The 23,737-nt window shown below is 66.8% G+C and carries 24 protein-coding genes and 1 tRNA gene; 10 read left to right on the top strand and 15 right to left on the bottom strand.

The window, feature by feature from the left end:
- Positions 1-82 precede the first annotated feature (82 nt).
- Positions 83-1,495 (top strand): M20/M25/M40 family metallo-hydrolase, encoded by a 1,413-nt coding sequence (locus QOL79_RS14685; RefSeq protein ID WP_058457120.1) that lies wholly within the window; start codon positions 83-85, stop codon positions 1,493-1,495.
- On the opposite strand, the gene QOL79_RS14680 is transcribed toward QOL79_RS14685, so the two are convergent.
- Positions 1,492-2,310, bottom strand: a complete 819-nt coding sequence (locus QOL79_RS14680) for a ferredoxin--NADP reductase (RefSeq protein WP_058457119.1) — start codon at positions 2,308-2,310, stop codon at positions 1,492-1,494. The two genes, QOL79_RS14685 and QOL79_RS14680, sit on opposite strands and share 4 nt — an antisense overlap.
- Positions 2,311-2,684: 374 nt before the next feature.
- Between QOL79_RS14680 and QOL79_RS14675 the strand changes: the two genes are divergently transcribed.
- On the top strand, positions 2,685-3,710 hold the full coding sequence (locus tag QOL79_RS14675) for a toll/interleukin-1 receptor domain-containing protein (protein ID WP_156416510.1): 1,026 nt from the start codon (positions 2,685-2,687) through the stop codon (positions 3,708-3,710).
- 1 nt (position 3,711) lies between these two features.
- Complete coding sequence (locus QOL79_RS14670; RefSeq protein ID WP_058457116.1) at positions 3,712-4,626, top strand: hypothetical protein; 915 nt, start codon at positions 3,712-3,714, stop codon at positions 4,624-4,626.
- Here QOL79_RS14670 and QOL79_RS14665 read toward each other — a convergent pair.
- From QOL79_RS14665 to QOL79_RS14625, 9 genes are all read right to left on the bottom strand, one after another.
- Positions 4,623-5,615 carry a PhoH family protein gene (locus tag QOL79_RS14665; protein WP_231729088.1) on the bottom strand — a complete coding sequence of 331 codons (993 nt, stop codon included), beginning with the start codon at positions 5,613-5,615 and terminating at the stop codon, positions 4,623-4,625. The two genes, QOL79_RS14670 and QOL79_RS14665, sit on opposite strands and share 4 nt — an antisense overlap.
- A 125-nt stretch (positions 5,616-5,740) precedes the next feature.
- Positions 5,741-7,081 (bottom strand): tRNA (N6-isopentenyl adenosine(37)-C2)-methylthiotransferase MiaB, encoded by a 1,341-nt coding sequence (miaB, locus tag QOL79_RS14660; protein ID WP_058457140.1) that lies wholly within the window; start codon positions 7,079-7,081, stop codon positions 5,741-5,743.
- A gap of 49 nt (positions 7,082-7,130) precedes the next feature.
- The gene (locus QOL79_RS14655) at positions 7,131-8,018 is read right to left on the bottom strand and encodes a lysophospholipid acyltransferase family protein (RefSeq protein WP_058457114.1); all 888 of its coding nucleotides are present in this window, start codon (positions 8,016-8,018) and stop codon (positions 7,131-7,133) included.
- Positions 7,990-8,412, bottom strand: a complete 423-nt coding sequence (locus QOL79_RS14650) for a Fur family transcriptional regulator (protein WP_058457113.1) — start codon at positions 8,410-8,412, stop codon at positions 7,990-7,992. The genes QOL79_RS14655 and QOL79_RS14650 overlap by 29 nt, the downstream gene beginning before the upstream one ends.
- A 123-nt stretch (positions 8,413-8,535) precedes the next feature.
- On the bottom strand, positions 8,536-8,967 hold the full coding sequence (locus tag QOL79_RS14645) for a Ros/MucR family transcriptional regulator (protein WP_058457112.1): 432 nt from the start codon (positions 8,965-8,967) through the stop codon (positions 8,536-8,538).
- 135 nt (positions 8,968-9,102) lie between these two features.
- Entirely contained in the window at positions 9,103-9,564 is a 462-nt protein-coding gene (locus tag QOL79_RS14640) for a GNAT family N-acetyltransferase (protein WP_058457111.1), read from the bottom strand.
- Positions 9,561-10,187: a tRNA (adenosine(37)-N6)-threonylcarbamoyltransferase complex dimerization subunit type 1 TsaB gene (gene tsaB / locus QOL79_RS14635; protein ID WP_231729077.1), complete on the bottom strand. Its 627-nt coding sequence runs from the start codon at positions 10,185-10,187 to the stop codon at positions 9,561-9,563. Before tsaB ends, QOL79_RS14640 begins: the two co-directional genes overlap by 4 nt.
- Positions 10,180-10,773 carry a malonic semialdehyde reductase gene (locus QOL79_RS14630; RefSeq protein WP_058457109.1) on the bottom strand — a complete coding sequence of 198 codons (594 nt, stop codon included), beginning with the start codon at positions 10,771-10,773 and terminating at the stop codon, positions 10,180-10,182. Before QOL79_RS14630 ends, tsaB begins: the two co-directional genes overlap by 8 nt.
- 21 nt (positions 10,774-10,794) lie before the next feature.
- Positions 10,795-11,373: a NifU family protein gene (locus tag QOL79_RS14625; protein ID WP_058457108.1), complete on the bottom strand. Its 579-nt coding sequence runs from the start codon at positions 11,371-11,373 to the stop codon at positions 10,795-10,797.
- Between the two features lie 63 nt (positions 11,374-11,436).
- Here QOL79_RS14625 and QOL79_RS14620 point away from each other — a divergent pair, with 63 nt between their 5' ends.
- Positions 11,437-12,309: a hypothetical protein gene (locus tag QOL79_RS14620; protein WP_058457107.1), complete on the top strand. Its 873-nt coding sequence runs from the start codon at positions 11,437-11,439 to the stop codon at positions 12,307-12,309.
- Between the two features lie 18 nt (positions 12,310-12,327).
- A tRNA-Thr gene (locus tag QOL79_RS14615) sits at positions 12,328-12,403 on the top strand.
- Between the two features lie 5 nt (positions 12,404-12,408).
- Here the strand turns inward: QOL79_RS14615 and QOL79_RS14610 are convergent.
- From QOL79_RS14610 to QOL79_RS14600, 3 genes are read right to left on the bottom strand one after another with little or no spacing between them, the layout of a single operon-like run.
- Positions 12,409-13,500 carry an alpha/beta fold hydrolase gene (locus QOL79_RS14610; RefSeq protein ID WP_058457106.1) on the bottom strand — a complete coding sequence of 364 codons (1,092 nt, stop codon included), beginning with the start codon at positions 13,498-13,500 and terminating at the stop codon, positions 12,409-12,411.
- A 14-nt stretch (positions 13,501-13,514) separates the two neighbouring features.
- Positions 13,515-14,219, bottom strand: a complete 705-nt coding sequence (gene hutC, locus QOL79_RS14605) for a histidine utilization transcriptional repressor HutC (protein WP_058457105.1) — start codon at positions 14,217-14,219, stop codon at positions 13,515-13,517.
- Entirely contained in the window at positions 14,216-15,571 is a 1,356-nt protein-coding gene (locus QOL79_RS14600; RefSeq protein WP_058457104.1) for a formimidoylglutamate deiminase, read from the bottom strand. Before QOL79_RS14600 ends, hutC begins: the two co-directional genes overlap by 4 nt.
- Positions 15,572-15,657: 86 nt before the next feature.
- Here QOL79_RS14600 and hutI point away from each other — a divergent pair, with 86 nt between their 5' ends.
- Genes hutI through QOL79_RS14575 form a run of 5 tightly spaced genes read left to right on the top strand, consistent with a single transcriptional unit; the run spans position 15,658 to position 21,410 of the window.
- Positions 15,658-16,857 (top strand): imidazolonepropionase, encoded by a 1,200-nt coding sequence (gene hutI, locus QOL79_RS14595; RefSeq protein WP_058457103.1) that lies wholly within the window; start codon positions 15,658-15,660, stop codon positions 16,855-16,857.
- The gene (hutH, locus tag QOL79_RS14590; protein WP_283420055.1) at positions 16,854-18,383 is read left to right on the top strand and encodes a histidine ammonia-lyase; all 1,530 of its coding nucleotides are present in this window, start codon (positions 16,854-16,856) and stop codon (positions 18,381-18,383) included. Before hutI ends, hutH begins: the two co-directional genes overlap by 4 nt.
- Entirely contained in the window at positions 18,383-19,186 is an 804-nt protein-coding gene (hutG, locus tag QOL79_RS14585; protein ID WP_283420054.1) for an N-formylglutamate deformylase, read from the top strand. Before hutH ends, hutG begins: the two co-directional genes overlap by 1 nt.
- On the top strand, positions 19,183-20,847 hold the full coding sequence (hutU, locus tag QOL79_RS14580; protein WP_283420053.1) for a urocanate hydratase: 1,665 nt from the start codon (positions 19,183-19,185) through the stop codon (positions 20,845-20,847). The genes hutG and hutU overlap by 4 nt, the downstream gene beginning before the upstream one ends.
- Positions 20,847-21,410 carry a HutD/Ves family protein gene (locus QOL79_RS14575; protein ID WP_283420052.1) on the top strand — a complete coding sequence of 188 codons (564 nt, stop codon included), beginning with the start codon at positions 20,847-20,849 and terminating at the stop codon, positions 21,408-21,410. Before hutU ends, QOL79_RS14575 begins: the two co-directional genes overlap by 1 nt.
- Here the strand turns inward: QOL79_RS14575 and QOL79_RS14570 are convergent.
- Positions 21,395-23,029: a sulfatase-like hydrolase/transferase gene (locus QOL79_RS14570; RefSeq protein ID WP_283420051.1), complete on the bottom strand. Its 1,635-nt coding sequence runs from the start codon at positions 23,027-23,029 to the stop codon at positions 21,395-21,397. The two genes, QOL79_RS14575 and QOL79_RS14570, sit on opposite strands and share 16 nt — an antisense overlap.
- Positions 23,026-23,685 (bottom strand): hypothetical protein, encoded by a 660-nt coding sequence (locus QOL79_RS14565; RefSeq protein WP_283420050.1) that lies wholly within the window; start codon positions 23,683-23,685, stop codon positions 23,026-23,028. Before QOL79_RS14565 ends, QOL79_RS14570 begins: the two co-directional genes overlap by 4 nt.
- Between the last annotated feature and the right edge of the window lie 52 nt (positions 23,686-23,737).

The following is a 23,737-nucleotide window of genomic DNA, read 5'->3' as shown; positions in this document are numbered from 1 at the left end:
CGCGAAAGCCGCGCCCCGCGCAAGCGGCTTGCGGGCCGCGCTGCTTTCTGCTCCCTTCGCCTCGACAGGGGAGACGAGCCGCATGAAAACGCTGACCGCATTGCTGACCTCCATGCTGCTGGTTGCGGCACCCGCCGCGGCGAAGGAGGCGCCGCCGCGCCCCGACCAGATCGCCTTCCGCGACATCTATAAGGAACTCGTCGAAACCAACACGACACTGTCGTCGGGCAGTTGCACGCTCGCCGCGCAGCGGATGCTCAAACGCTTTCAGGCGGCGGAGTTTCCGGGCGACCAGCTCATCCTGTTCATGGAAGAAGGGCACCGCGAGGAAGGCGGGCTCGCGGTCGTATATCCGGGCACGAACCCGAAGGCGAAAGCGATCCTGCTCGTCGCGCACATCGACGTCGTCGAGGCGAAGCGCGAGGATTGGGAGCGCGATCCCTTCACGCTGATCGAGGAGGACGGCTATTTCTATGGCCGCGGCACGTTGGACGACAAGGCGCAGGCGGCGGTGTGGGTCGATACGCTGCTGCGTTTCAAGAAAGAGGGCTACAAGCCGAAGCGCACCGTGAAGCTCGCGCTCACCTGCGGCGAGGAGACCAATGGCGCGTTCAACGGGGTCGAGTGGCTCGCCGCGAACAAGCGCGACCTGATCGACGCCGAATTCGCGCTGAACGAAGGCGGCGGCGGCGACAGCGACGGCAAGGGGAAAGTGCTCGGCCAGTCGGTGCAGGTCGGCGAGAAGACCTTCGCCAACTTCCGCCTCGAAACGCGCAACCCCGGCGGGCACAGTTCGGTGCCGGTGCGCGACAATGCGATCTACCAGCTCGCGCGAGCGCTGACGAAGATCGACGAACATGAATTTCCGGTCGAAATGACCGACACGACGCGGCGCTTCTTCACCGAGGCCGGGGCCGCCCGCGGCGACGCGATCGGCGCGGCGATGGTCGCGCTGGCGAAGAACCCGGCGGACAAGACCGCCGAGGCGGTCGTCAACACCGACCGCTTCCTGCACGGCAATATCCGCACCACCTGCGTCGCGACCTTGCTCGATGGCGGCCATGCGCCGAACGCGCTGCCGCAGCGCGCCGGGGCGAACGTCAATTGCCGCATCTTCCCCGGCCACAGCATCGAGAGCATTCGCGACGAGCTGATGAGGGTGATCGGCGATCCCGGCGTCACGATCACGCAGCTGCCGCCGAAGCGCCCCACCCCGCCGCAGCCGCCGCTCGATCCCAAGATCATCGGACCGATGGAAAAGCTGGTCGCGAAGTACTGGCCGGGGCTGAAGGTCATCCCGTCGATGGCGAACGGCTATACCGACGCGACCTTCCTCGGCGCCGCGGGCATCCCGACCTATGGCATTCCCGGCATCTGGGGCGATCCCGACGGCAATGGCGTCCACGGGCTCAACGAGCGGATCGAGGTGAAATCGCTCTATGTCGGGCGCGACTTCATGTTCGACCTGGTGAAGGCCTATGCCAGCAAGCCCTAACCGACGAAAGCGCGTTCGATCACGAAGTCGCCGGGCGCGGCGTTCGATCCTTCCTTGAAGCCGAGCGCGGCGAAGCGCGCCTGCAGGTCGCGGATCATCGCCATGCTGCCGCACATCATGATGCGGTCGCTTGCCGGGTCGAAATGATGCGGGCCGGTCAAAGGCGGGCCGAACAGCCGGGCATTGTCGATCAGCGCGTCGATACGGCCTTCGTTGCGGAAGGGCTGGCGCGTCACGGTCGGCAGATAGTGGAACTGCAGCAACGCCTGATCCCGCACCAGCGGATCGCCCGCGAGCTGGCTTTCGAGCTCTTCGCGGAAGGCGAGGTCGCTGACCTGCCGGACACAATGGACGAGCACGATCTGGCTGAAACGGTCGTAAATGTCGGGATCGCGTGCGAGGCTGAGGAAGGGCGCGAGGCCGGTGCCGGTCGCGAGCAGGAAAAGCCGCTTGCCGGGCAGCAGCGCATCGGCGACGAGCGTACCCGTCGGCTTGCGGCCGAGATAGACGGGGTCGCCGGGCTGGATCTTCTGCAACCGCGAGGTCAACGGGCCGTCGGGCACCTTGATCGACAGAAATTCGAGCTCGTCCGACCAGGCGGGGCTGGCGATCGAATAGGCGCGCAGCAGCGGCCGCCCCTCGCCGCCCGGCAGGCCGATCATCACGAACTCACCCGAGCGGAAGCGGAAACTCGCCGGGCGGCTGATCGAGAAGCTGAACAGATGGTCGTTCCAGTGGCGGAGGCGCAGCACCTCCTCGACAGTCAGCGAGGCGGAGGGGGCCAGCTTGGCGGCGGCGGCGATACGGTCACTCATCACTTTGAACTTTCCTGACAGGTCATGGCACCGGCCGCGAGGACCGGCATGTCGAACCCCGCCGCGATCAACCGGCGGGCCCTGGTTTCCATCGCCTTCGCGATCGGGCCGACGCTGTCACCGTCGGCGAGCAGCGCGCGTGTCGCGCATGCCCGGGCACCCTCCCCAAGCGAAAACCGGTGCCCGAGTCCAAGCAGAATTGCTTGATCCTCTGAAATCTGGAGGCATGGCATCGGCGCGAGCGCGAGTTGCCGGACCGCGCCGTGGGCGGGCTTATATGTTATTGCGAGGTATTTGCAATAACAAGGCGTCACGCGTTGAAATTCCGATGTGGCGGCGCTGCAGGAGATCGGGGCGGCCGCGAAACTCGGCGATTGCCCCGCCCTCCCCCGCGCGGCATGATGGCGGCAGGGGGACAGGGACCGATGCCGGCGCAGGTGTTCATCAGCTATTCGTCAAAAGACCGGACGATCGCGAACATGCTGTGCGCGCTGCTCGAGGAACGCGGGCATCGCTGCTGGATCGCGCCGCGCGATATCGTGCCCGGGACGTCGTGGGGCGAGGCGATCATCGATGCGCTCAAATCCTCGACCCTCTTTGTCCTCGTCTTCTCGCGCCACGCCAATGAGTCGCCGCAGATATTGCGCGAGGTCGAGCGCGCGGTGCACCTTGGCCTGCCGATCCTCCCCTTCCGCATCGAGGATGTGATGCCCGAACGCAGCCTCGAATATTTCATGAGCGTGCCGCACTGGTTCGACGCGCTGTCGCCGCCGGTCGAGGATCATGTCGACAAGCTGGCCGACGTTGTCGCGATGCTGATCGCGGGGCCGAAGACCGGCTATGTCCCCGGCAAGCCGCGCGGGGCGAAGCGGCTGTCGTGGAACAACGGGCTGGTGCGCGCGGTCGCGGGCGGGGCGGCGCTCGCGGTGTTGCTGCTCGCCGCGTGGCTCGGGGGGCTGGCGCCGCCCGCCTCGCCGGTCGGCTGGATCGCGGCGTTGCTTGCGCTCGCGATCCCGGCCGGCGTCGCCGGGAGTGGCCAGGTGACATGGTGGACGACGCGCGCCATGCGGGGGGCACTGCTTGCCCTGCTGCTCGTCGCAGCGGGCGTCTATGGCTGGGCGTCGTCGTCCTATGTCATCGCGGGCGAGCAGGGCGCGCCGCTGGTGCGTGGCACCGAATGCACGCTGGATGCGAAGCTGGTGTATGAAAGCGAATGCCCCGACCTGCCGTCGGACGCGCTCGCCGACGCCGCCTATGATCCGGCGACGCTGTGGACCGCGGCGTCGATCGGGCGCGTGAAATGGATGCTGGGGGGAAGCTGGGGGTTGATCGCCGCAGCCGCCAGCCTGCTCGTGACGGGCTGGCTGGGCGGGCCGCGGCGGCTGAAACAGGAGGGTTGAGATGCGCAGGATCCGGATGCTGATGCTGGTCGCGGCGCTCGCGTCGCCGGTCGCGGCTGGCGCGAAGGAGCCGATCGGCGCGGCGGGGCTCAAGGCGATCGAAGCGAAGGTGCCGCCGCAAGGCTGGTATCCCGACGGCTATTACGACATCCGCATCGCCGCGGAGGGGCAGATTGCCGATTTCCCGCGCGACACTCTGACGATGGACTGGGGCGACGGCCAGCCGCCCTATTATGACGTGATCGACTGCAACGCCGAATATGTCAGCCTCGACGAGACCGACCCGCTGACCGCGCGCTATGGCGGGGTGGCACTCGAGGTCGCGCGGCTGCGCGCCGAGTTCGAGCGGATGAAATATCCCGTCGCGGTCTATGCCGAACCCCTGCTGGCGTTCGAAAAAGCGATGATCGAGGATGCGAAGGCCGCGCCCGAACCGATGAGCGAGGCGGACATCGCCGCCGCCGATGCCGCGATGGAAGCCGATGTGTCGGATGCGGCGGCAGAGCCCGCCGACGGGGGCGGTTTTGAAAACGATCCCTATTACCGGCTCGCCCAGGCGGTCGAGGCGAACCGCGCGCGGCTCGCGCCGAAACTGCCGAAGGTCGTCGCCGACGGCGGCTGCGGCGCGGGTGAAGGCAATCCGGTGGTCGTCCGCACCAGCCCGCCGCAGGGCGAGGTGCTGATGATCAACGCCTTCGCCTTCAAGGTTTGCACGCGCAAGAAGCCCGATCCGTGGGACCGTTTCGCGTGCAAGTGGAACGAGATAGAGACCGGCGTCGACCAGACGCTGTCGGGCCGGTACGTCTATCAGGTCAAATGGCCCGATGGCACGGTGCGCAAGGGGACGCGCGAAATCGCGCCGAGCTATGACGACGAACCGAAGGTTACGGTCACCTTCAAGAAGACGGGAAGCTAGCTTCCCGGCCCTTCGTAAGCCTCAACGATCCGCCCGACGATCGGGTGGCGGACGACGTCGGCGCTGGTAAAACGGCTGACATTGATCCCTTCCAGCCCTTCGAGCCGCGCCACGGCGTCGGCAAGACCGGAGGTTGCGGGCACCGGCAAGTCGACCTGTTTCGGGTCGCCGCAGATCACCATGCGGCTGTTCATGCCGAAACGCGTCAGGAACATCTTCATCTGCGGTATCGTCGTGTTCTGCGCCTCGTCGAGGATGATGAAGGCGTCTGCCAGCGTCCGGCCGCGCATGAAGGCGAGCGGCGCGATCTCGATCTCTCCGCTCGCGATGCGGCGCTCGACCTGTTCGGCGGGCAGGCAGTCGTGGAGTGCGTCGTAGAGCGGGCGCAGATAGGGATCGACCTTTTCCTTCATGTCACCGGGCAGGAAGCCGAGCTTCTCGCCCGCCTCGACCGCCGGGCGCGAGAGGATCAGCCGTTGGACGCTACCGGTAATGAGCTGCGCGACCGCCTGCGCGACCGCGAGATAGGTCTTGCCGGTGCCCGCCGGGCCCAGTGCGAAGATCACGTCGTCGCGCGCCAGCGCATGCATATAGGGAACCTGCGAAGGCGCGCGCGGCACGATCGTCTTCTTGCGCGTGCGGATCATCACCGTCGGCGCTTCGCTGACGTCATGGCGGATGATGCCCGCCAGCGTCGGCTGCGCGGACATCGCGATCACCGCGTCGACCAGCCCCGCGTCGGCCTCTTCGCCGCGCTCGATCCGGCCATAAAGTTCGGTCAGCACGTCGCGCGCCCGCGCCGCCGCTTCCGCCTCGCCTTCGATCTGCACGCGGTTGCCGCGCGCCGAGATATAGACGCCCAGCCGGTTCTCGATCGCGACGAGGTTACGGTCGAACTCCCCGAACAAAATGCCCAACAGCTGCGTTCGCTCGAATTCCGCGGTCAGTTTGACACGGTCGCCGGGTTCGGCGGGGGTGGCGGCAGTCAGGGGGCGTTTCGACACGTGGGCAGGTCTCCTTCAAAGGATGGCACAACTCTACTCCCGCGAGGGCGGGAGTCCATCACCGATGCTCTCGAAATTCGACGGACGGAGCAGAAAACTCCGCGGCCCATTCAGGCGACCGCTTCGACCAGCGGCTCGGCGCCGAGGCTGTTAGGGCCGGCCGAGGTGATCCGCACGTCGACCATGTCGCCGATCGCGAGCCCCGGCGCGGTGACGTGCACCGACTGGAGCCAGGGCGACTTGCCGATGAGCTGGCCGTCATGCTTGCCCTTGCGTTCGAGGAGCAGGCGCGTCGTGCGGCCGACGGTCGCCTGATTGAACGCCTGCTGCTGTTCGTTGAGCAGGGCCTGCAGGCGCTGGAGGCGGTCGTTCATCACGACTTCGTCGATCTGGTCGCCCATCGTCGCGGCGGGCGTGCCGGGACGGCGCGAATATTTGAAGCTGTACGCCATCGCGTAATTGGTCGCGCGAACGATATCGAGCGTCGCGAGGAAATCCGCTTCGTTCTCGCCGGGAAAGCCGACGATGAAGTCGCCCGAGATCGCGATGTCGGGGCGCACGGTGCGGACGCGTTCGATGACCTTCAGATAGCTTTCGACCGAATGGCTGCGATTCATCGCGGCGAGGATGCGGTCGCTGCCCGCCTGCACCGGCAGGTGGAGGAAGGGCATCAGCTTCTCGACCTCGCCATGCGCGGCGATCAGCCCGTCGGTCATGTCGTTGGGATGGCTGGTGGTGTAGCGGATGCGTTCGAGCCCGTCCTCGCGCGCGAGTTCGCGGATCAGGCCGTCGAGGCCGATTGCCCGGCCCTTCGCGTCTTCCCCGTCCCACGCATTGACGTTCTGGCCGAGCAAGGTGATCTCACGCACCCCGCCCGCGACCAGGGCGCGCGCCTCGGCGATCAGGTCCACGAAAGGCCGGCTGATCTCGGCGCCCCGCGTATAGGGCACGACACAATAGGTGCAGAATTTGTCGCAGCCTTCCTGCACGGTCAGGAAGGCGGTGGGGCGCTGGCCGCCGGCGCGTTTCGGCAGCGCGCCGAACTTGCTCTCGAGCGGCATGTCGAGGTCGATCGCCTTCTCTCCCCGCTCGGCGCGTGCGATCAGCTCGGGCAGGCGGTGATAGGCCTGCGGGCCAACGACGACATCGACGCTCGGCGCCCGGCGCGCGATCTCGGCGCCCTCGGCCTGCGCGACGCAGCCCGCGACCGCGATCGTCGGCGTGCTGCCGTCCTCGCGCTTCAGCCGCCCGATATCCGAATAGACTTTTTCCGCCGCCTTTTCGCGGATGTGGCAGGTGTTGAGCACGACGAGATCGGCATCGGCGCCGTCGGCCGCGGGCACATAGCCCTCGGCGCCCAGCACCTCGGCCATGCGTTCGCCGTCATAGACGTTCATCTGGCAGCCGAAGGATTTGACGTGGAACGTCTTTGCGGGAGGGGTAGCGGTCATGCGGCCCCGATAGAGGAAGGAGCCGCGGAAATGAAGGGGATTCGACCCGTCATCCGTCGCCTTCCGGCGTTGCCGGCTGGTAGCGCACCGGCGCGACATGATGCGGAAAGGACCGGAGCGGCTTGCCCAGCGCGCCGACCAGCGCCGCCTCGATCCGGCGCCGCGCCTCCGCGGTGATCGCCTTGCGACCGGGGAAGTCGCGCGGGTGGAAGGGCTCGAGGAAATGGATGTGGAGGCGGAAGGTGCCGGGCCGGGCGAGGATACGCTTGGCGTTGTCGATCCCCTGCTCGACCCCGATCCAGCCGATCCATTCGGCAATCGGACCATAGTCGAGCATTACCGGCTGGACGAGCACCGCGGGCGGCGGCGGATCGAGCACCTGCATCATCGAGGTCTTGAACGGCAACAACGACTGGCCATCGGTCGTCGTCCCTTCGGGAAAGACCGTCACCGACCAGTTGTCGGCCAGCGCCTCGCGGAGCAGGTTGATCTGGTCGGCAACCCCGCCGCGATCCTCGCGGCTGACGAAAACGGTGCGGTTGAGGCGGCAGAGCCGGCCGATGACCGGCACCCTCCCCAGTTCGGCCTTGGCGACGAAGGCAGTTCCGCTCGCGCCCGCGAGCGCGAGGATATCGACCCAGCTCACATGGTTCGAGATGAAGAAGACATCGCGGCGCAGCGGCGTCCCGTGCGTGGTCACGCGCGCACCGACGATCCATGCGGCGAGGAACAGGAACAGTTTCGGGAACGGCGAGCCGTAGCGGAAGATGCGATAGAGATAGTGGAGCGGCACCAGCACCAGCAGCGCGAGCACGAGCAACAGCACCCGCCAGAGGATGCGCGCCTTCCCCCTCAGCGAAATCGGTGCCGGATACCCTGCCGCGATCGCGGCGCGCTGTTCGGCCGGGTCAGTCCTTGCGGTCGAGCCGGACGCCATAAAGCTCCATACGATGGTCGACGAGGCGATAGCCCAGCCGCTCGGCGATGACGCGCTGCAATGCCTCGAGCTCGGGATCGACGAATTCGATGACCTTGCCGGTCTCGACATCGATCAGATGGTCGTGGTGCGCCTCGGGCGCCGCTTCGTAGCGCGAGCGGCCGTCGCCGAAATCGTGGCGGTCGAGAATCCCGGCCTCCTCGAACAGGCGCACGGTGCGATAGACGGTCGCGATCGAGATGCCGCTGTCGATCTTCGACGCGCGCTCATAGAGCGTCTCGACGTCGGGATGATCCTCCGAATCCGAAATCACGCGCGCGATGACGCGCCGCTGCTCGGTGATACGAAGCCCCTTTTCGTGGCACAATGCTTCAAGGTCGATAGTACCGGTCATGCGGGCCTTTCCTGCCGGGCGCAGTCGCTTCTGTTCTTTCGCCAACTGTATAGGCACGCACCGCAAATAGAACAAGGCGGCACCCGCCGGTCCCGCCCCGCCTGATTGCAAAAAGCGACCGGATCAGGGCTTGCGGCGCTTGCGTCCGCCACCCCGCCCCTTGGTGCCGAGGCCGATTTCCTTTGCCAGCGCGCGGCGCCGTTCGGCATAGTCGGGCGCGACCATCGGATAGTCGGCCGCCAGGCCCCATTTGGCGCGATAGTCGTCGGGGGTCATGCCATAATGCGTCATCAGGTGGCGGCGCAGCATCTTCAGCTTCTTGCCGTCCTCGAGGCAGACGATGTGATCGGGTTTCACCGACGCGCGGATCGACACCGCGGGAACGGGCTTTTCCTCGACGACGGGCTGGTTGCCGAGGTTCGACAGCGCCGCATGGACATTGTTGATCAGCAGGGCGAGGTCCGAAATGGCGACGCTGTTATTGCTGACATGCGCAGCAACAATATCGGCAGTCAACGTCACGAGCATTTCATTGGCATCTGCTTGATCCGACATGATCGCAATTTCCTTATCTGCTACCCCAAAAGAGAAGGTTGCCGAATATTGGGCCTTATCTTCGGCAATAGCCGATTCATGCCATTATGGTTATAATTCCGCAATCACCGATTTGCGGCTTATATCGTTGGACTGTCAGGTTCGCCGCATCGTGATCGCATCGCGCACCACGCCATCGCTGCCGCGGTAATATTGGGGCCGACGTCCGCACTCGGTAAAACCGGTGCGGGCGTATAAATGCACGGCATCATTGTCGGCGCGCATTTCGAGGAAATAGTCGTCGGCGCCCTGTTCTTTTGCCCACGCAAGCCAATCGTCGATCAGCCGCTTGCCGATCCCCTGCCCGCGCCGGGCCGGATCGACCGCGAGCAACAGCAACTCGCTCTCCGGTCCCGCGACGCGTGCCGCCGAAAAGCCGCAGGGCGTGTCGCCATCCCACGCGACCGCGACGCGCGCGGACGGGAGGGCAAAGAGGGTGAGGAGTTGCGCGGTGCTCCACGCCTCGCCATAGGCGGGGTCGAACGCCGCCTCCATCACGCGCATCACCGCGGTAATATCGCCGACGCGGGCGGGCGCAAGGCGGATGGCGCGGCTCATGCCGAAGTCATCGGCTTGGCGTCGGGCGCGCGGCCGTAGATCGGGCTCGGTTCGGCGAACAGCGCCCGCGTCGGCAGGCGGACGAAGGCGCGCGCGTCGGGCAGCGCGGAAACGGCGGTTCCCAAGCCGCGGCGCTCAACGAAGGCTGCGGCGCGGTTGCCGACGATGAGTGTATCGCCCTCGCGCACCGCCTCGTCGGGGAGGAGCGAACGGAGATCGCCCTGCGGCGCGAGGTCGGCACCGAAGCGCTGGACGAACCATTGCCCATGGCCGCCCTCCATCACCACCAGCGCGCCGCCCGCTGCGGCGATATCGTCGGCCGCGGCGGCCGCGACCAGCGCAAGGCTCGAAAAACCGTGCGCGGGCACCTGCCATCCAAGGGCAAGCGCGCGCGCCGCCGCGACGCCGATGCGCACGCCGGCGAAGCTTCCCGGACCGCAACCGACCGCGATCGAAGTCGCACGCCCGCCGTCCGCCAGCTCGGCAATCAGCGGGACAAGCCGCTCGGCATGGCCGCGGCCCAATAGCTCGTGGCGAAAATCGACGACGACGCCGTCATCGACCAGCGCGACCGAACAGGCCTCGCTGGCGCTGTCGATGACGAGGCATCGGCCGTCAGGCAATGCGGTTGAAGCGCTCAAAATCGGGGCGCGGGCTGCGCTCGAAGATGCTCGCGGGATCGCCATAGCCGAGCGTCGAGATGAAATTGCTCTTCACTTTGGGCGTATCGACGAAGAAGGCCGCGTCGACCGCTTCATTGTTGAAGCCCGACATCGGCCCGGTGTCGAGCCCGAGCGCACGCGCCGCGAGGATGAAATAGGCGCCCTGCAGGCTAGAGTTGCGGAAGGCGGTGGTCTGCGCGAGCGCTTCATTGCCGACAAACCAGCTCCGCGCATCGGTGTGCGGAAAGAGTTCGGGCAGATGCTCGTAGAATTCGGTGTCCATCGCGATGATCGCGGTGACCGGCGCTTTCAGGATCTTTTCGGCGTTCGCCGGCATGGCGAGCGCGGCGAGCTTTTCCTTCGCTTGCACGGACACGCACCAGACGATCCGCGCCGGGAGGGCGTTGGCGCTGGTCGGGCCATATTTCACCAGATCCCAGATCGCGCGCAGCTGGTCTTCGGATACCGGCTTTTCGAGAAAGCCATTATAGGTGCGCGCGGCACGGAAAAGCTGGTCGAGGGCGCTGTCGGGAAGCGGCTCGCTCATCGGCTTGATCTCCTGAAACAGTTAGACGGCGTGAACCGCCGTTACCTCCGGCACATAATGTTTCAAGAGCGATTCGATGCCGTTTTTGAGCGTCGCCGTCGACGACGGGCAGCCGGCGCACGCGCCCTGCATCTTCAGATAGACATTGCCCTTGTCGAAACCGCGATAGATGATGTCGCCGCCATCGTTCGCGACCGCGGGGCGGACGCGCGTCTCGATGAGTTCCTTGATCTGGTCGATGATGTCGGCGTCGGCCGGATCGTCGGCGAACCCGCCCTCATCCTCGCCCGGGACGCTGAAACCAGCGGCGCTCGCCGGGTGGAACAGCGGCATGTCGGCAAGGAAATGGTCCATCACGATGCCGAGCACGTCGGGCTTCGCATCGGCCCATTCGGCGCCCGGCGCGATCGTCACCGAGATGAAATCGCGGCCGAAGAACACCCCCGTCACATCGCCGAGCGTGAACAGCGCGGTCGCCAGCGGCGAGGCCTCGGCCTCTTCGGGACTCGAAAAATCGCGCGTTCCCGTCTCCATCACCGCCCGGCCGGGAAGGAATTTGAGCGTCGCCGGATTGGGCGTCGATTCGGTTTCGATCAGCATGGGCCGCATGTGGGACGCAATGCGGCTTTGTGCAAGGTCGGTCGCGTCGGCTAGGAGAGCGTTATGCGCCGCTTCACCCATTTCGCCGCCATCGACTGGTCGGGCGCGCGCGGCGAGCGGCAGCGCGGGATCGCGCTGGCCGTGGCGAGCGGCGCGGGCGCGCCCGAACTCGTCCGCCCCGGGCATATCTGGTCGCGCGCCGAAATCCTCGGCTGGCTATTGGACGTCGCGGCGGCGGGGACCGACATGCTGATCGGTTTCGATTTTTCGGCTGCCTTCGCCTTTGCCGATCATGGCGCCTATTTCCCCGACTGGAGCGAAAGCCCCGCCGACCTGCCCGAGCTGTGGGCGCTGGTCGAGCAATTATGCGCCCGCGATCCGCATTTCGGGATCGACGGCTTCCTGTCTCATCCCGAGGCGCGGCGGCATTTCCGCCATGCGAAGGGCAACGTCGGCGACCTGTTCGAGGGCGGCGCGGGTCGGCTGCGCCGTGTCGAACGCCATCAGCGTGGCACGAAACAGGCGGCAAGCGTCAGCAACTTCAACCTCGTCGGCGCGGCGCAGGTCGGCAAGGCCAGCCTTGCGGGAATGCGCGTCCTGCACCGGCTGCACGAGCTACTGCCGCTCTGGCCGCTCGACCCGGTGCCCGCAGGCGGGCCACTGCTGGTCGAAATCTATACCAGCCTCGCCGCCCGCGCGTCGGGAATGGCGGCGGGACGGAGCAAGATCCGCGACGGCGCGGCACTCGACGCAGCGCTCGCCGCGCTGGGTTCGCGGCGGACCGGCCTCTCCGGCCCGGTCAGCGACCATGCCGCCGACGCGCTGCTCACGGCCGCGTGGCTGCGCGCGATCGCCGGCGACGCCGCGCCTTGGTCGCCCGCGCCGCTGTCGACCGCGCTCGCCGCAACCGAAGGCTGGACCTTCGGCATAATTTGACGCAAAGGGCCGGACAGCGCCGGCTTAGCTCAGTTGGTAGAGCAACCGCCTTGTAAGCGGTAGGTCGTCAGTTCGAGTCTGACAGCCGGCACCAGTCCCTCATCCCGCGATAGGCGGCAATCCGTCCATGATCGCCGTCAGCGCGAGAGCATTCTCCCGCTCCATCGCACTGTGCCCGGCGTTGGTGATGACGTAGGTCGCGGGTTCCGCCCCTACGCCGCGCAGCGCATCGACGAGGCGCGAGGCCTGCGTCAGCGGGCAGACCTGGTCGAACCGGCCATGGACGATATGCACCGGGATCGACGCAAGGATCGCGGCGTTGCCAAGCAGGTGGCCCGGCTCGATGAACAGGTTGTTCGCGAAATAATGCGCCTCGATCTGCGCGAAGCAGAGCGCGAAATCGGCATCGCCGAACTTTCCCGCGGCCGCATCTTCGGGGATCATGTTCGAGATCACCCCTTCCCACAGCGACCAGGTCAGCGCCGCGTGCAACTGCTTCGCGCGCTCCGCCTCGGTCGGCGGGACCATGTCGAAGATCGCCTTGTACGACGCCATCACGTCGGCGCGCTCTTCGACGGTCAGCACCGACAACAGCTCGCCCCACTCGTCGGGATAGCTGATATAAGCGCCGGGCGCGGTCAACGCGTGCGGCGCCTGATGCCAGGTTGCGGCATTGCCCTGATAGAGATAGAGAAGATCCTCCGACGCGCCGAGAAAGATGCCCCGCAGGATCAGGCTTGCGCAGTGCCCCGGAAATCCGATCGCATAGGCCATGGCGAGCGTCGAGCCCCAGCTGCCCCCGAAAACGTGCATCTTGCCGGAAATGCCCAGCGCATCGCGCAGTTTCTCGATATCGCCGATCAGGTCGGCGGTGGTGTTGTTGCGCAGCGCCGCCGCCGGGCCGGCCGCAGCGACATTGGGTTCGCTCTTGCCGCATCCGCGCTGGTCGAACAGGATCACGCGGTAGCGCGACAGATCGAAGAAGCGCGCCATATCGGGGGCGCATGCGCCGCCCGGCCCGCCATGCAGGAACATCACGGGTTCGCCATCGGCGGCGCCATAATCCTCCCAATAGATGCGGTGTCCCGCCTCGGCGTCGACCGCGAGCCAGCCGCTGCTGCGCGCTTCGGCCGCCGGATAGATCCAACCGTCGCCGATCTTGCTGCTGGTTTCGAGCCGCGAGAAATCCATGGTCTTGTCCTTCGTCAGGGGCGGAAGCGCGCGACAAGCGCATAGCGGTCGCCGGGATAAACCTGCCGCGCATAGGTGATGCGTTCCTCGCCGCGCCATGTCCAGCGTTCGAGCGCCATGCACGCCGCCCCCGCCGAAATCCCGAGCGCGACAAGCTCCTTGCCGCCCGCGTTGAACGCGGTGATCCGGTGCTCGGCCTCGGTCCAGGGAACGTGCGAGAGCAGCCACGACCCTGGCGGTTCGATAGCGAAATCGACCTCGGCGGCCTCGGGCACCGCGGCCAGGTTGATCAGGCGGCGTTCGAGCGCGTAGGCGCGGCCGCCGGCGTGGTGGCGGCATTCGAGCGCGAGGACCGAACCGCCGTCGATCTGAAGCAGGCGCTTGTCCTCTTCGCTCGCGGCGCGGATTTCGCGCCGGTCGAGGTCGAGACGATAGCTTTCGCCCTGCCCCGCCACCTCGTCGCGAATGTCGGGAATTTCGAGCGCGGCACGCTGGACGCGCGGATGCGAGACAAAGGTGCCCGCACGCCGCCGGCTTTCGATCAGCCCGGCCTCCATCAGCATCCGCAGTGCACGGTTCACCGTCATCCGCGAACAGCCGTAGGTCGCCATCAACTGATGTTCATAGGGGATGCGCGTCCCCGGCGCCCATTCGCCCGACATGATCCGCGCCTCGATATCGCGGCGGATACGCGCGTGGATGGCGCCGCTCTCGGTCATGCGAGCAGCTTGTCCATCGCAGCTCGATAGCGCGTGTCGATTGCCTCGCGCGCGACATGGCGCCCGCCCGCAACGCGCTTGACGCCGCCGCGCCAGACGCAATCGACAAGCCGCGCTCCGCCCCCGAAAATCCAGCTGTCGAGGATCGCGTCGCCGCTGCGCCCGGCGAATGTGGGATCGTCCGCCTTCAGGCTGACGATGTCCGCTGGCTCGCCGACGCCAAGCCCCGCCGACGGGTGCCCGAGCGCCTGCCCGCCGCCCGCAAGCGCGCCGCGATAAAGGCTGGCGCCGGTCGACTGTCCGGCACCGCCCGCGAGCAGGTTGCGCCCGCGATGCGCCAGGCGCTGGCCATATTCGAGCAGACGCAGCTCGGCAGCGGCGTCGATCTCGACGTTCGAATCCGACCCGACGCCGAAGCGTCCGCCCTCGGCGATGAATTCGCGCGCGGGAAACAGCCCGTCGCCGAGGTTCGCTTCGGTGATCGGGCAAAGGCCGACGACCGCGCCGCTCCCGACGACTGCACACCGTTCGGCTTCGCTGATGTGGGTCGCATGGACAAGGCACCAGTCGGGGCCGACGTCGGCGTGATCGAGCAGCCATTCGACCGGACGCGCGCCGCTCCACGCAAGGCAGGCCTCAACCTCGGGCAGTTGCTCGGCGATATGGATGTGGATCGGCGCGCCCGCCGCCATCGCCGCCACCTCGGCGAGTTCGCCGGCGGTCGCGGCGCGCAGGCTGTGCGGCGCGACGCCGACCACCGCGTCGTCCAGCCCCGCCACCGCGTCTCGGCATCCGTCCAGCAGCGCCCCGAACCCGCCGACATCGTTGATGAAGCGCCGCTGGCCATGCGTCGGCGCGCCGCCGCCGAAACCCGAATGGGCGTAGAAGACGGGAAGCAGCGTCAGCGCGATCCCGGTCTCTCCCGCCGCCGCCGCGATCGCCTGCGCCATCGTCGCGAGATCGCCATAGGGACGGCCGTCGGGGTCATGATGCAGATAGTGAAATTCGCCGACCCGGGCAAAGCCGCTCTCGAGCATCTCGGTATAGGCGAGCGCGGCGACGGCCTCCATCCCATCGGGATCGAGCCGGTCGACGAAGCGGTACATGACCTCGCGCCATGTCCAGAAACTGTCGTCGCCCGTCCCTGCGCGCTCGGCGAGACCGGCCATTCCGCGCTGGAAGGCGTGGCTGTGCAGATTGGGGAGCGCCGGCAGCAGGATCGCGTGGCGCTCGTCGCCCGGCGCGGCGTCCACTCCGATCTCGATCGAGGAAATGCGCCCGTTATCAAGGCTCAGGCGGATATTGTTCCGCCACCCTTCCGCCAACCATGCCTGCTCGCACCAAAGCGCCATCGCACATCCCATCTGGACATCGTACCGCGTCTTCCATTAATGTATATACATAATTGAGTCGCCGTCAGCAAGCAGGAGAGGCTGGCATGAAGTGCGAAAGGCTCTGGACCAACGCCCGGCTCGCGACGATGCAAGGTGGCGTGCCCGGCCTCGGCGTCATCGAGCATGGTGCGGTCGGTATGGCGGCAGGGACGATCACCTATGCCGGGTCGATGGTCGATGCGCCGGCGGCGCGCGAGACGATCGATTGCGAAGGCCGTTGGATCACCCCCGGGCTGATCGATCCGCACACGCATCTGGTATTCGCCGGCGACCGCATCGGCGAGTTCGAGATGCGCCAGCGAGGCGCATCCTACGAAGAGATCGCCCGTGCGGGCGGCGGTATCGTGTCGACCGTCCACGCAACGCGCGCCGCGAGCGAGGCCGAACTTGTCGCAAGCGCCCTCCCCCGCCTCGATGCGCTGATCGCCGAGGGCGTCACGACGATCGAGATCAAGTCGGGATACGGCCTGTCGGTCGACGACGAGGCGAAGATGCTCCGCGCCGCGCGTATCCTCGGCGAGGTAAGACCGGTGACGGTGCGCACGACCTTCCTCGGCGCGCATGCGCTGCCGGGCGAATATGCGGGCGACGCGGACGGCTATATCGGACTCGTCACCGAAACGATGTTGCCGGAGATTGCGGCCGCAGGGCTCGCTGACGCGGTCGACGCCTTTTGCGAGAATATCGGCTTCACCCCGGCGCAGACCGAGCGGGTGTTTGCGGCCGCGAAGAAGCATGGCCTTCCGGTGAAACTCCATGCCGAGCAGTTGTCGAACCAGCATGGTGCCGCGCTGGCCGCGCGCCATCACGCGCTGTCGGCGGACCATCTCGAATATCTCGACGACGCGGGCATCGCCGCGATGGCCGAAGCCGGGACGGTCGCGACGCTGCTGCCCGGCGCTTTCTACTTCCTTCGCGAAACCAAGCAGCCGCCCGTCGCCGCGCTTCGCGCCGCGGGCGTACCGATCGCGCTGGCGACCGACTGCAACCCCGGCACCTCGCCACTGACCTCGATCCTGCTGACGATGAACATGGCGGCGGTGCAGTTCGGGCTGACCGTCGACGAATGCCTGCTCGGCGTGACGCGCCACGCGGCGCAAGCGCTGGGGATGCAGGAGATGGTTGGCACGCTAGAGGTCGGCAAGCATTGCGACCTCGCGATCTGGGACATCGAACGGCCCGCCGACCTTGTCGGCCGGATCGGCTTCAACCCGCTGCACCAACGAATCTGGATGGGACTATGAGCAAGGTCATAATCACCCCCGGCGCCATGACGCTGGTGGACTGGCGCGCAATCTACGAGGGTGCGAGCGTCGCGCTCGATGCGGCGGCCTGGCAGGCAATCGACGCCAGCGCCGCCGCGGTCGCGCGGATCGTCGCCAAGGGCGCCCCCGTCTATGGCATCAACACCGGCTTCGGAAAGCTCGCCAGCGTGCGGATCGCCGAAGACGATCTGGCGACGCTCCAGCGCAATATCGTGCTCAGCCACGCAGCGGGTACCGGCGCGCTGTCACCCGCGAAAATCGTCCGGCTGATGATGGCGCTGAAGCTCGCGAGCTTCGGTATGGGCGCCTCGGGCGTAAAGCGTGAGACGGTCGCGATGCTGGAGGCGATGCTCGCCAAGGGGCTGACGCCGGTGGTTCCGTCGCAGGGCTCGGTCGGGGCAAGCGGCGACCTCGCGCCGCTGTCGCATATGGCCGCGGCGATGATCGGCGTCGGCGAAATCGAGGTCGGCGGAAAGACGTTGCCTGCTGCCGATGCACTCGCGCGGGCGGGGCTCGCTCCGCTCGACCTCGGCCCCAAGGAAGGCCTCGCGCTGCTCAACGGCACGCAATTTTCGACCGCCAACGCCCTCGCCGGCCTGTTTCGCGCCGAGACGGTCTTCCGTTCGGCGCTCATCGCCGGCGCGCTCTCGACCGAGGCCGCAAAGGGCTCCGACGCGCCGTTCGATGCGCGAATCCATGCGCTGCGCGGCCATGCCGGGCAGCGCGAGGTCGGTGACGCGCTGCGCACCCTGATGGCGGGATCGGCGATCCGCGCCTCGCACGCGGAGGGCGATCCGCGCGTGCAGGACCCTTATTGTCTGCGCTGCCAGCCGCAGGTGATGGGTGCGGTGCTCGACCTGCTGCGGCAAGCGGGGACAACGCTCGGCATCGAGGCGAACGGCGTTTCCGACAATCCGCTGATCTTCGCCGACACCGACGAGGCGCTCTCGGGCGGCAATTTCCACGCCGAGCCCGTCGCCTTCGCCGCCGACATGATCGCGATGGCGCTGTGCGAGATCGGCTCTATCTCCGAGCGCCGCATCGCAATGCTCGTCGACCCCGCGCTGTCGGGCCTCCCTGCCTTCCTGACCCCGCGCCCCGGCCTCAACTCGGGCTTCATGATCCCGCAAGTCACCGCCGCCGCACTCGTCAGCGAGAACAAGCAGCGGGCCTATCCCGCCAGCGTCGATTCGATCCCGACCTCGGCGAACCAAGAAGACCATGTGTCGATGGCCGCACACGGCGCGCGGCGCCTGCTCGACATGGCCGATAATGCCAGCGCGGTGATCGGCATCGAACTGCTCGCGGCTTGCCAGGGCATCGACTTCCACGCACCGCTTCAATCGAGCGATGCACTTGAAGCCGCACATAAGCATTTGCGCGCCGAAGTGCCGACGCTCGAAGACGACCGGCATTTCCATCCCGACATGGAGGCCGCGACCGCGCTGATCCGCACCGGCAGCCTCGTCGCCGCGGTCCCCGCCAGCCTGCCGGGCGTCGGCTGATGGACTGGCTGCGCGTCCACCGCGGCGACGCACCGCTCGTCATCGCCTTCCCGCACGGCGGCACCGATCTCGCGGGTCTCGACGAGCAATTCGTCTCGCCCTGGCACGCGCAGATCGACACCGACTGGTGGATCGCCGATCTTTATGCCTTCGCCGCCGACCTCGGCGCCACACTGGTCGCCACCGATATTTCGCGCAGCGTGATCGATATGAACCGCGATCCGTCGGGTGCCTCGCTCTATCCGGGGCAGGCAACGACTGAGCTGTGTCCGACGACGACCTTCGACGGCGACCCGCTCTATCGCTTCGACGCCCCGGATGAGGCCGAGATCATGCAGCGGCTGCATTCGTATCACCGACCCTATCACGATACGCTGGCACAGGAACTCGACCGGCTGAAAGCCGCGCACGGCAAGGTCGTCCTCTACGATGCCCATTCGATCCGCAGCCATGTCCCGCGCCTGTTCGATGGCGAACTGCCGCAGTTCAACGTAGGGACGAACCGCGGCGCGACCTGCGCGCCCGAGCTGGAAACGATCGTCGCAAACATCTGCGCCGCGAGCGGCCACAGCCATGTCGTGAACGGCCGCTTCAAGGGCGGCTGGACGACACGCCACTATGGCCGTCCCGACGACGGCATCCACGCGATCCAGATGGAGCTCGCGCAGCGCGGCTATATGGCGGAGCCCGATCCCATCACCCACGCCAACTGGCCCTCCCCCCTCGACCCCGATCCCGCGATCCGACCCGTGTTGGAGCAAGTGATCGCCGCGACCCTCGACTTTGCGAAAGGACATTCATGACCCGCCTCGACAACAGCCGCGTGATCCGCCCCGCGACCGGCCCCGAGATCAGCGCGAAAAGCTGGCTCACCGAAGCGCCGATGCGGATGCTGATGAACAACCTCCACCCCGACGTCGCCGAGGCGCCGCACGAGCTCGTCGTCTATGGCGGCATCGGTCGCGCCGCGCGCGACTGGGAAAGCTATGACAAGATCGTCGAAACGCTGAAGCGGCTCGAGGGCGACGAGACGCTGCTGATCCAGTCGGGCAAGCCCGTCGGCGTCTTTCGCACCCACGAGAATGCGCCGCGTGTGCTACTCGCCAATTCGAACCTCGTTCCCGAATGGGCCAACTGGGACCATTTCCACGAGCTCGATAAAAAGGGCCTGATGATGTACGGCCAGATGACCGCCGGCAGCTGGATCTATATCGGCAGCCAGGGCATCGTTCAGGGCACCTACGAAACCTTCGTCGAAATGGGCCGCCAGCATTATGGCGGCAGCCTTGCGGGCCGCTGGCTGCTGACCGCCGGGCTCGGCGGCATGGGCGGCGCGCAGCCGCTCGCCGCCGTGATGGCGGGCGCATCGTGCCTCGCGATCGAATGCCAGCCTAGCCGCATCGAGATGCGCCTGCGCACGGGCTATCTCGACAAGCAGGCGGGCAGCATCGACGAAGCCATCTCGATGATCGAGGCGAGTCATGCCGAGGGCAAGCCGGTGTCGGTCGGCCTCCTCGGCAACGCCGCCGAGGTGCTGCCCGAGATGGTCCGCCGCGGTATCCGCCCCGACCTGCTCACCGACCAGACCTCGGCGCACGATCCGGTCAACGGCTACCTCCCCGCGGGCTGGACCCTCGACGAGTGGTTTTCGAAGCGCGAGAGCGATCCGGCCGCGGTCGCGAAGGCTGCGAAAGCGTCGATGGCGGTGCATGTGCAGGCGATGCTCGACCTGCAAGCGGCCGGGGTTCCGACAACCGACTATGGCAACAACATCCGCCAGATGGCGAAGGACGAGGGCGTCGAAAACGCTTTCGACTTTCCCGGCTTCGTCCCCGCCTATGTCCGCCCGCTCTTTTGTCGTGGCATCGGCCCCTTCCGCTGGGCGGCGCTGTCGGGCGATCCCGAGGATATCTACAAGACCGACGCCAAGGTGAAGGAACTGCTGCCCGACAACGCGCACCTCCACAACTGGCTCGACATGGCGCGCGAGAAGATCAAGTTCCAGGGCCTGCCCGCGCGCATCTGCTGGGTCGGGCTCGGCGACCGTCACCGGCTGGGCCTCGCGTTCAACGAGATGGTCGCGTCGGGCGAACTCAAGGCACCGGTGGTGATAGGCCGCGACCATCTGGATTCGGGATCGGTCGCGAGCCCCAACCGCGAGACCGAAGCGATGCGCGACGGATCCGATGCGGTGAGCGATTGGCCGCTGCTCAATGCGCTGCTCAACACGGCCAGCGGCGCGACCTGGGTGTCGCTCCACCATGGCGGCGGCGTCGGCATGGGCTATTCGCAGCACTCGGGCATGGTGATCGTGGCCGACGGCACCCCCGAAGCGGCCAAGCGGCTTGAGCGCGTGCTGTGGAACGACCCCGGCACCGGGGTTATGCGCCACGCCGACGCTGGCTATGACATCGCCATCGACTGCGCGCGCGAGAAGGGTCTGGACCTCCCCGGTATCCTCTGATGACGGGCGTCCGGCTCCTGCGCGCGAACGACCGCATCGCGCGGCCGTGGAAGAATGGCGGCGGGGTCACGCGCGACATCGCGGTCTTTCCGGATGGCGCGGGCGACGCCGATTTCCTGTGGCGCGCGAGCATCGCGACGATAGAGAAAGCGGGACCCTTCTCGGTCTTTCCGGGCGTCGATCGCGCCTTTCTGCTGCTTCGCGGTGACTTGCGGATCGAGGTCGGGGACCGGGGTGAGCAACGGCTCCGCCCCGGCTCACCGGCCTTGTTGTTCGGCGGCGAAGACAGCGTCGGCGCCGAGCCGCTTGGCGGCTCATGCTCCGCGCTCCACATCATGACGCGGCGCGGGAGGGCTTCGGCAATCCTCGAACGATGGTCATGCGCGAGGGCGGCGGACACGCTTTTGCTGTTGGCGACCGGCACCGCCCCGGTCACCGTCGGCGCCGATACGATCCACCTGGCAAAGGACGACGCGCTCCTGATCGACCGGCCGGCGGAAAAACCGCTATCAGCGGGACCGGCGCTGGTCGCGGCCTTCATCCGCGATCAGTTCGTCCAGTAGATATAGTCCTGGCCGTCCTTCCACGGCGCGTTGAGCGGCACGTCGATGCGCACCGGCCCCTCGATGAGCCCCGGCCAGATCGGCTTAGCCATCCCCTTGTTCTGCGCCTCCAGCATCGCGCGAAGCTGCGCGACGCGCGCGGGATCGCTGGCTGCAAGGTCCTGCTGCTCGGTCGGATCGGCGGCAAGATTATAGAGCCGCACCTTTTCGGGCCGCTTGGTCACCTGCAACTTCCAGTCGCCCATCCGCACCGCGCGATAATCGCCCGAGCGCCAGAACAGCGCCGCCCGCTTCGCCGGACCGCCAAGGATATTCTCGCTGTCGACTACGCGGTCGGTCGGCACCTTCGCACCCGCCGCCGCCGCGATGGTCGAGAAGATGTCGATGTGCCCCGTCATGTCGGCGCGCGTCGATCCCGGCGCGATCTTGGCGGGCCAGCGCATGAAGAAGGGGGTGCGGATGCCGCCCTCGAAGAAGGTCGCCTTCCACCCGCGATACGGTGCGTTGAGGTTCGGGATGCCGTTGTACCAGGCGCCGCCATTGTCGCTGGTGAAGATGACGAGCGTATTGTCGTCGATCCCCGCCGCCTTCAGCTTCGCCATCACGTCGCCGATCCGCCGGTCGAGCTGGGCGATCATCGCGCCATAGACGCGCGTCTTGTGATCCTTGATCTGGGGCAGCTTCGCATAATCCTCTTTCGTCGCCTGCAGCGGCGTGTGCGGCGCGTTGAACGCCAGATACATGAAGAAGGGCCGGTTCTTGTTCGCTTCGATTGCGGCAATCGCTTCGTCGGCGAAATAGTCGGTCATGTGCCCCTTCGGGTGAAAGCGCTTGCTGCCGTTGAAGGTCACCGCGTGGCGGAGGTTCGCCCAGATAAAGCGGTCGATGGGATCCCACGGCAGCTTTGCGTTGACGGTGTCGGGGTCGTCGTCGGGCAGGAATTTCGCGGCCCCGCCCAGCACAGCCAGACTCTCGTCGAAGCCTTGGCGCTGCGGCTGGAGCCTCGGCGCCTCGCCAAGGTGCCATTTGCCGATGTGGATCGTATGATAGCCCGCCGCCTTGACCGCCTCGGCGATCGTCACTTCGCTGGCAGGGACGCCCATGTCGGGATAGTCGGGAATGTCGGGGGTAATCAGCTCCTTGTGGAACACCGCCTTCAGCGGTCCGACGCCGTCGCCATGGGCGAGGTTCTCCGAGAATTGCACGGGGACGGCGGTATATTCGAAGCCGAAGCGCGTCGCATAGCGCCCCGTCATCATCGCCGCGCGCGACGGCGAACAGGTTGCGTTCGCGGCATAGGCGGTGGTGAAGTTCATGCCCTGCCGCGCGATCGCGTCGATGTTCGGCGTCTTGACGATGCCGCCGGCGACCCCGCCGCCGTTGAGGCTGATGTCGTTCCAGCCCATGTCGTCGACGACAATCAGGACGATGTTGGGTGGCCGCGTGCCCGCGGGCGCCGTCTTTGGCCCCTGCTGCCAGACGACCGGACGATTGTCCTGCACCGGATCGCGCCAATCCTGCAAAAGGCCGGGGAGACGGTATTTATTCTCCTGGAATGTCCAATAGCCACCCGCGCCGATCAGCGCGACCAGCCCGAGCGCCAGCCATCTTTTCTTCATGCCGTCCCTCCCCAACCGAACGTCAGAACCGCGATGTGCAGCAGTGCGGCCGCAAGCATCAGCGCCAGAAACATGGTCACGCGCGGGCTGGCGTAGAAAGCGACCTGTCGCTGGGTCGGGAAGGAGAATGTGCTCTCGATCCCCAGCGATTTATTCGGATGCACCGCGCGAAACGCGGGATCGCTCGCCATGCGCACGAGATCACGGCGGCTGCGGTATCGCATCGTGCCGACCAGCGACCAGCCCGGGTCTTCGCCGGCGTTCCACGCGTCGATATAGCCGCCAACCTTGCGCCCGACGAACAGCGGGTGTCCGCCGCGTGCGATGAGGCCGCGCACGAAGGGGTCCGAATAGCGCCGCAGCCACTCGCTACCCTCGCGCGTCTCGCCGCTGGCGGGATCGGTGACCGGGCCGGGGCGGGTGCGCACAAGATTGAGCATCACGAACTCGCGTCCGTCGTCCGCCTCGAGGAAGGCACGCAATCGCGCGCTGTCGTTGCCGGTTTCGTCCATGCGCGGGCCGAGCGTGGCGAGGAACGCGTCGATCTCATCGCGCCGCAACGGACGGCGCAGGCCATCATAGAAGGCCAGAAAAGCAAGCCAAAGCAGCAAGGCGCCGCCCCAAATCGCCGCGAAGAGCAGCCCCTGTCCGTCCATCTCCCACCCGCTGGTCTTGTTCAGAATATTATGGCACTATATGTGTCACTAT

Origin of the sequence: Sphingopyxis sp. Geo48 (genome assembly GCF_949769155.1) — a bacterium.
Taxonomy (GTDB): Bacteria; Pseudomonadota; Alphaproteobacteria; order Sphingomonadales; family Sphingomonadaceae; genus Sphingopyxis.
This window is presented reverse-complemented; position numbering and strand designations above follow the sequence as displayed.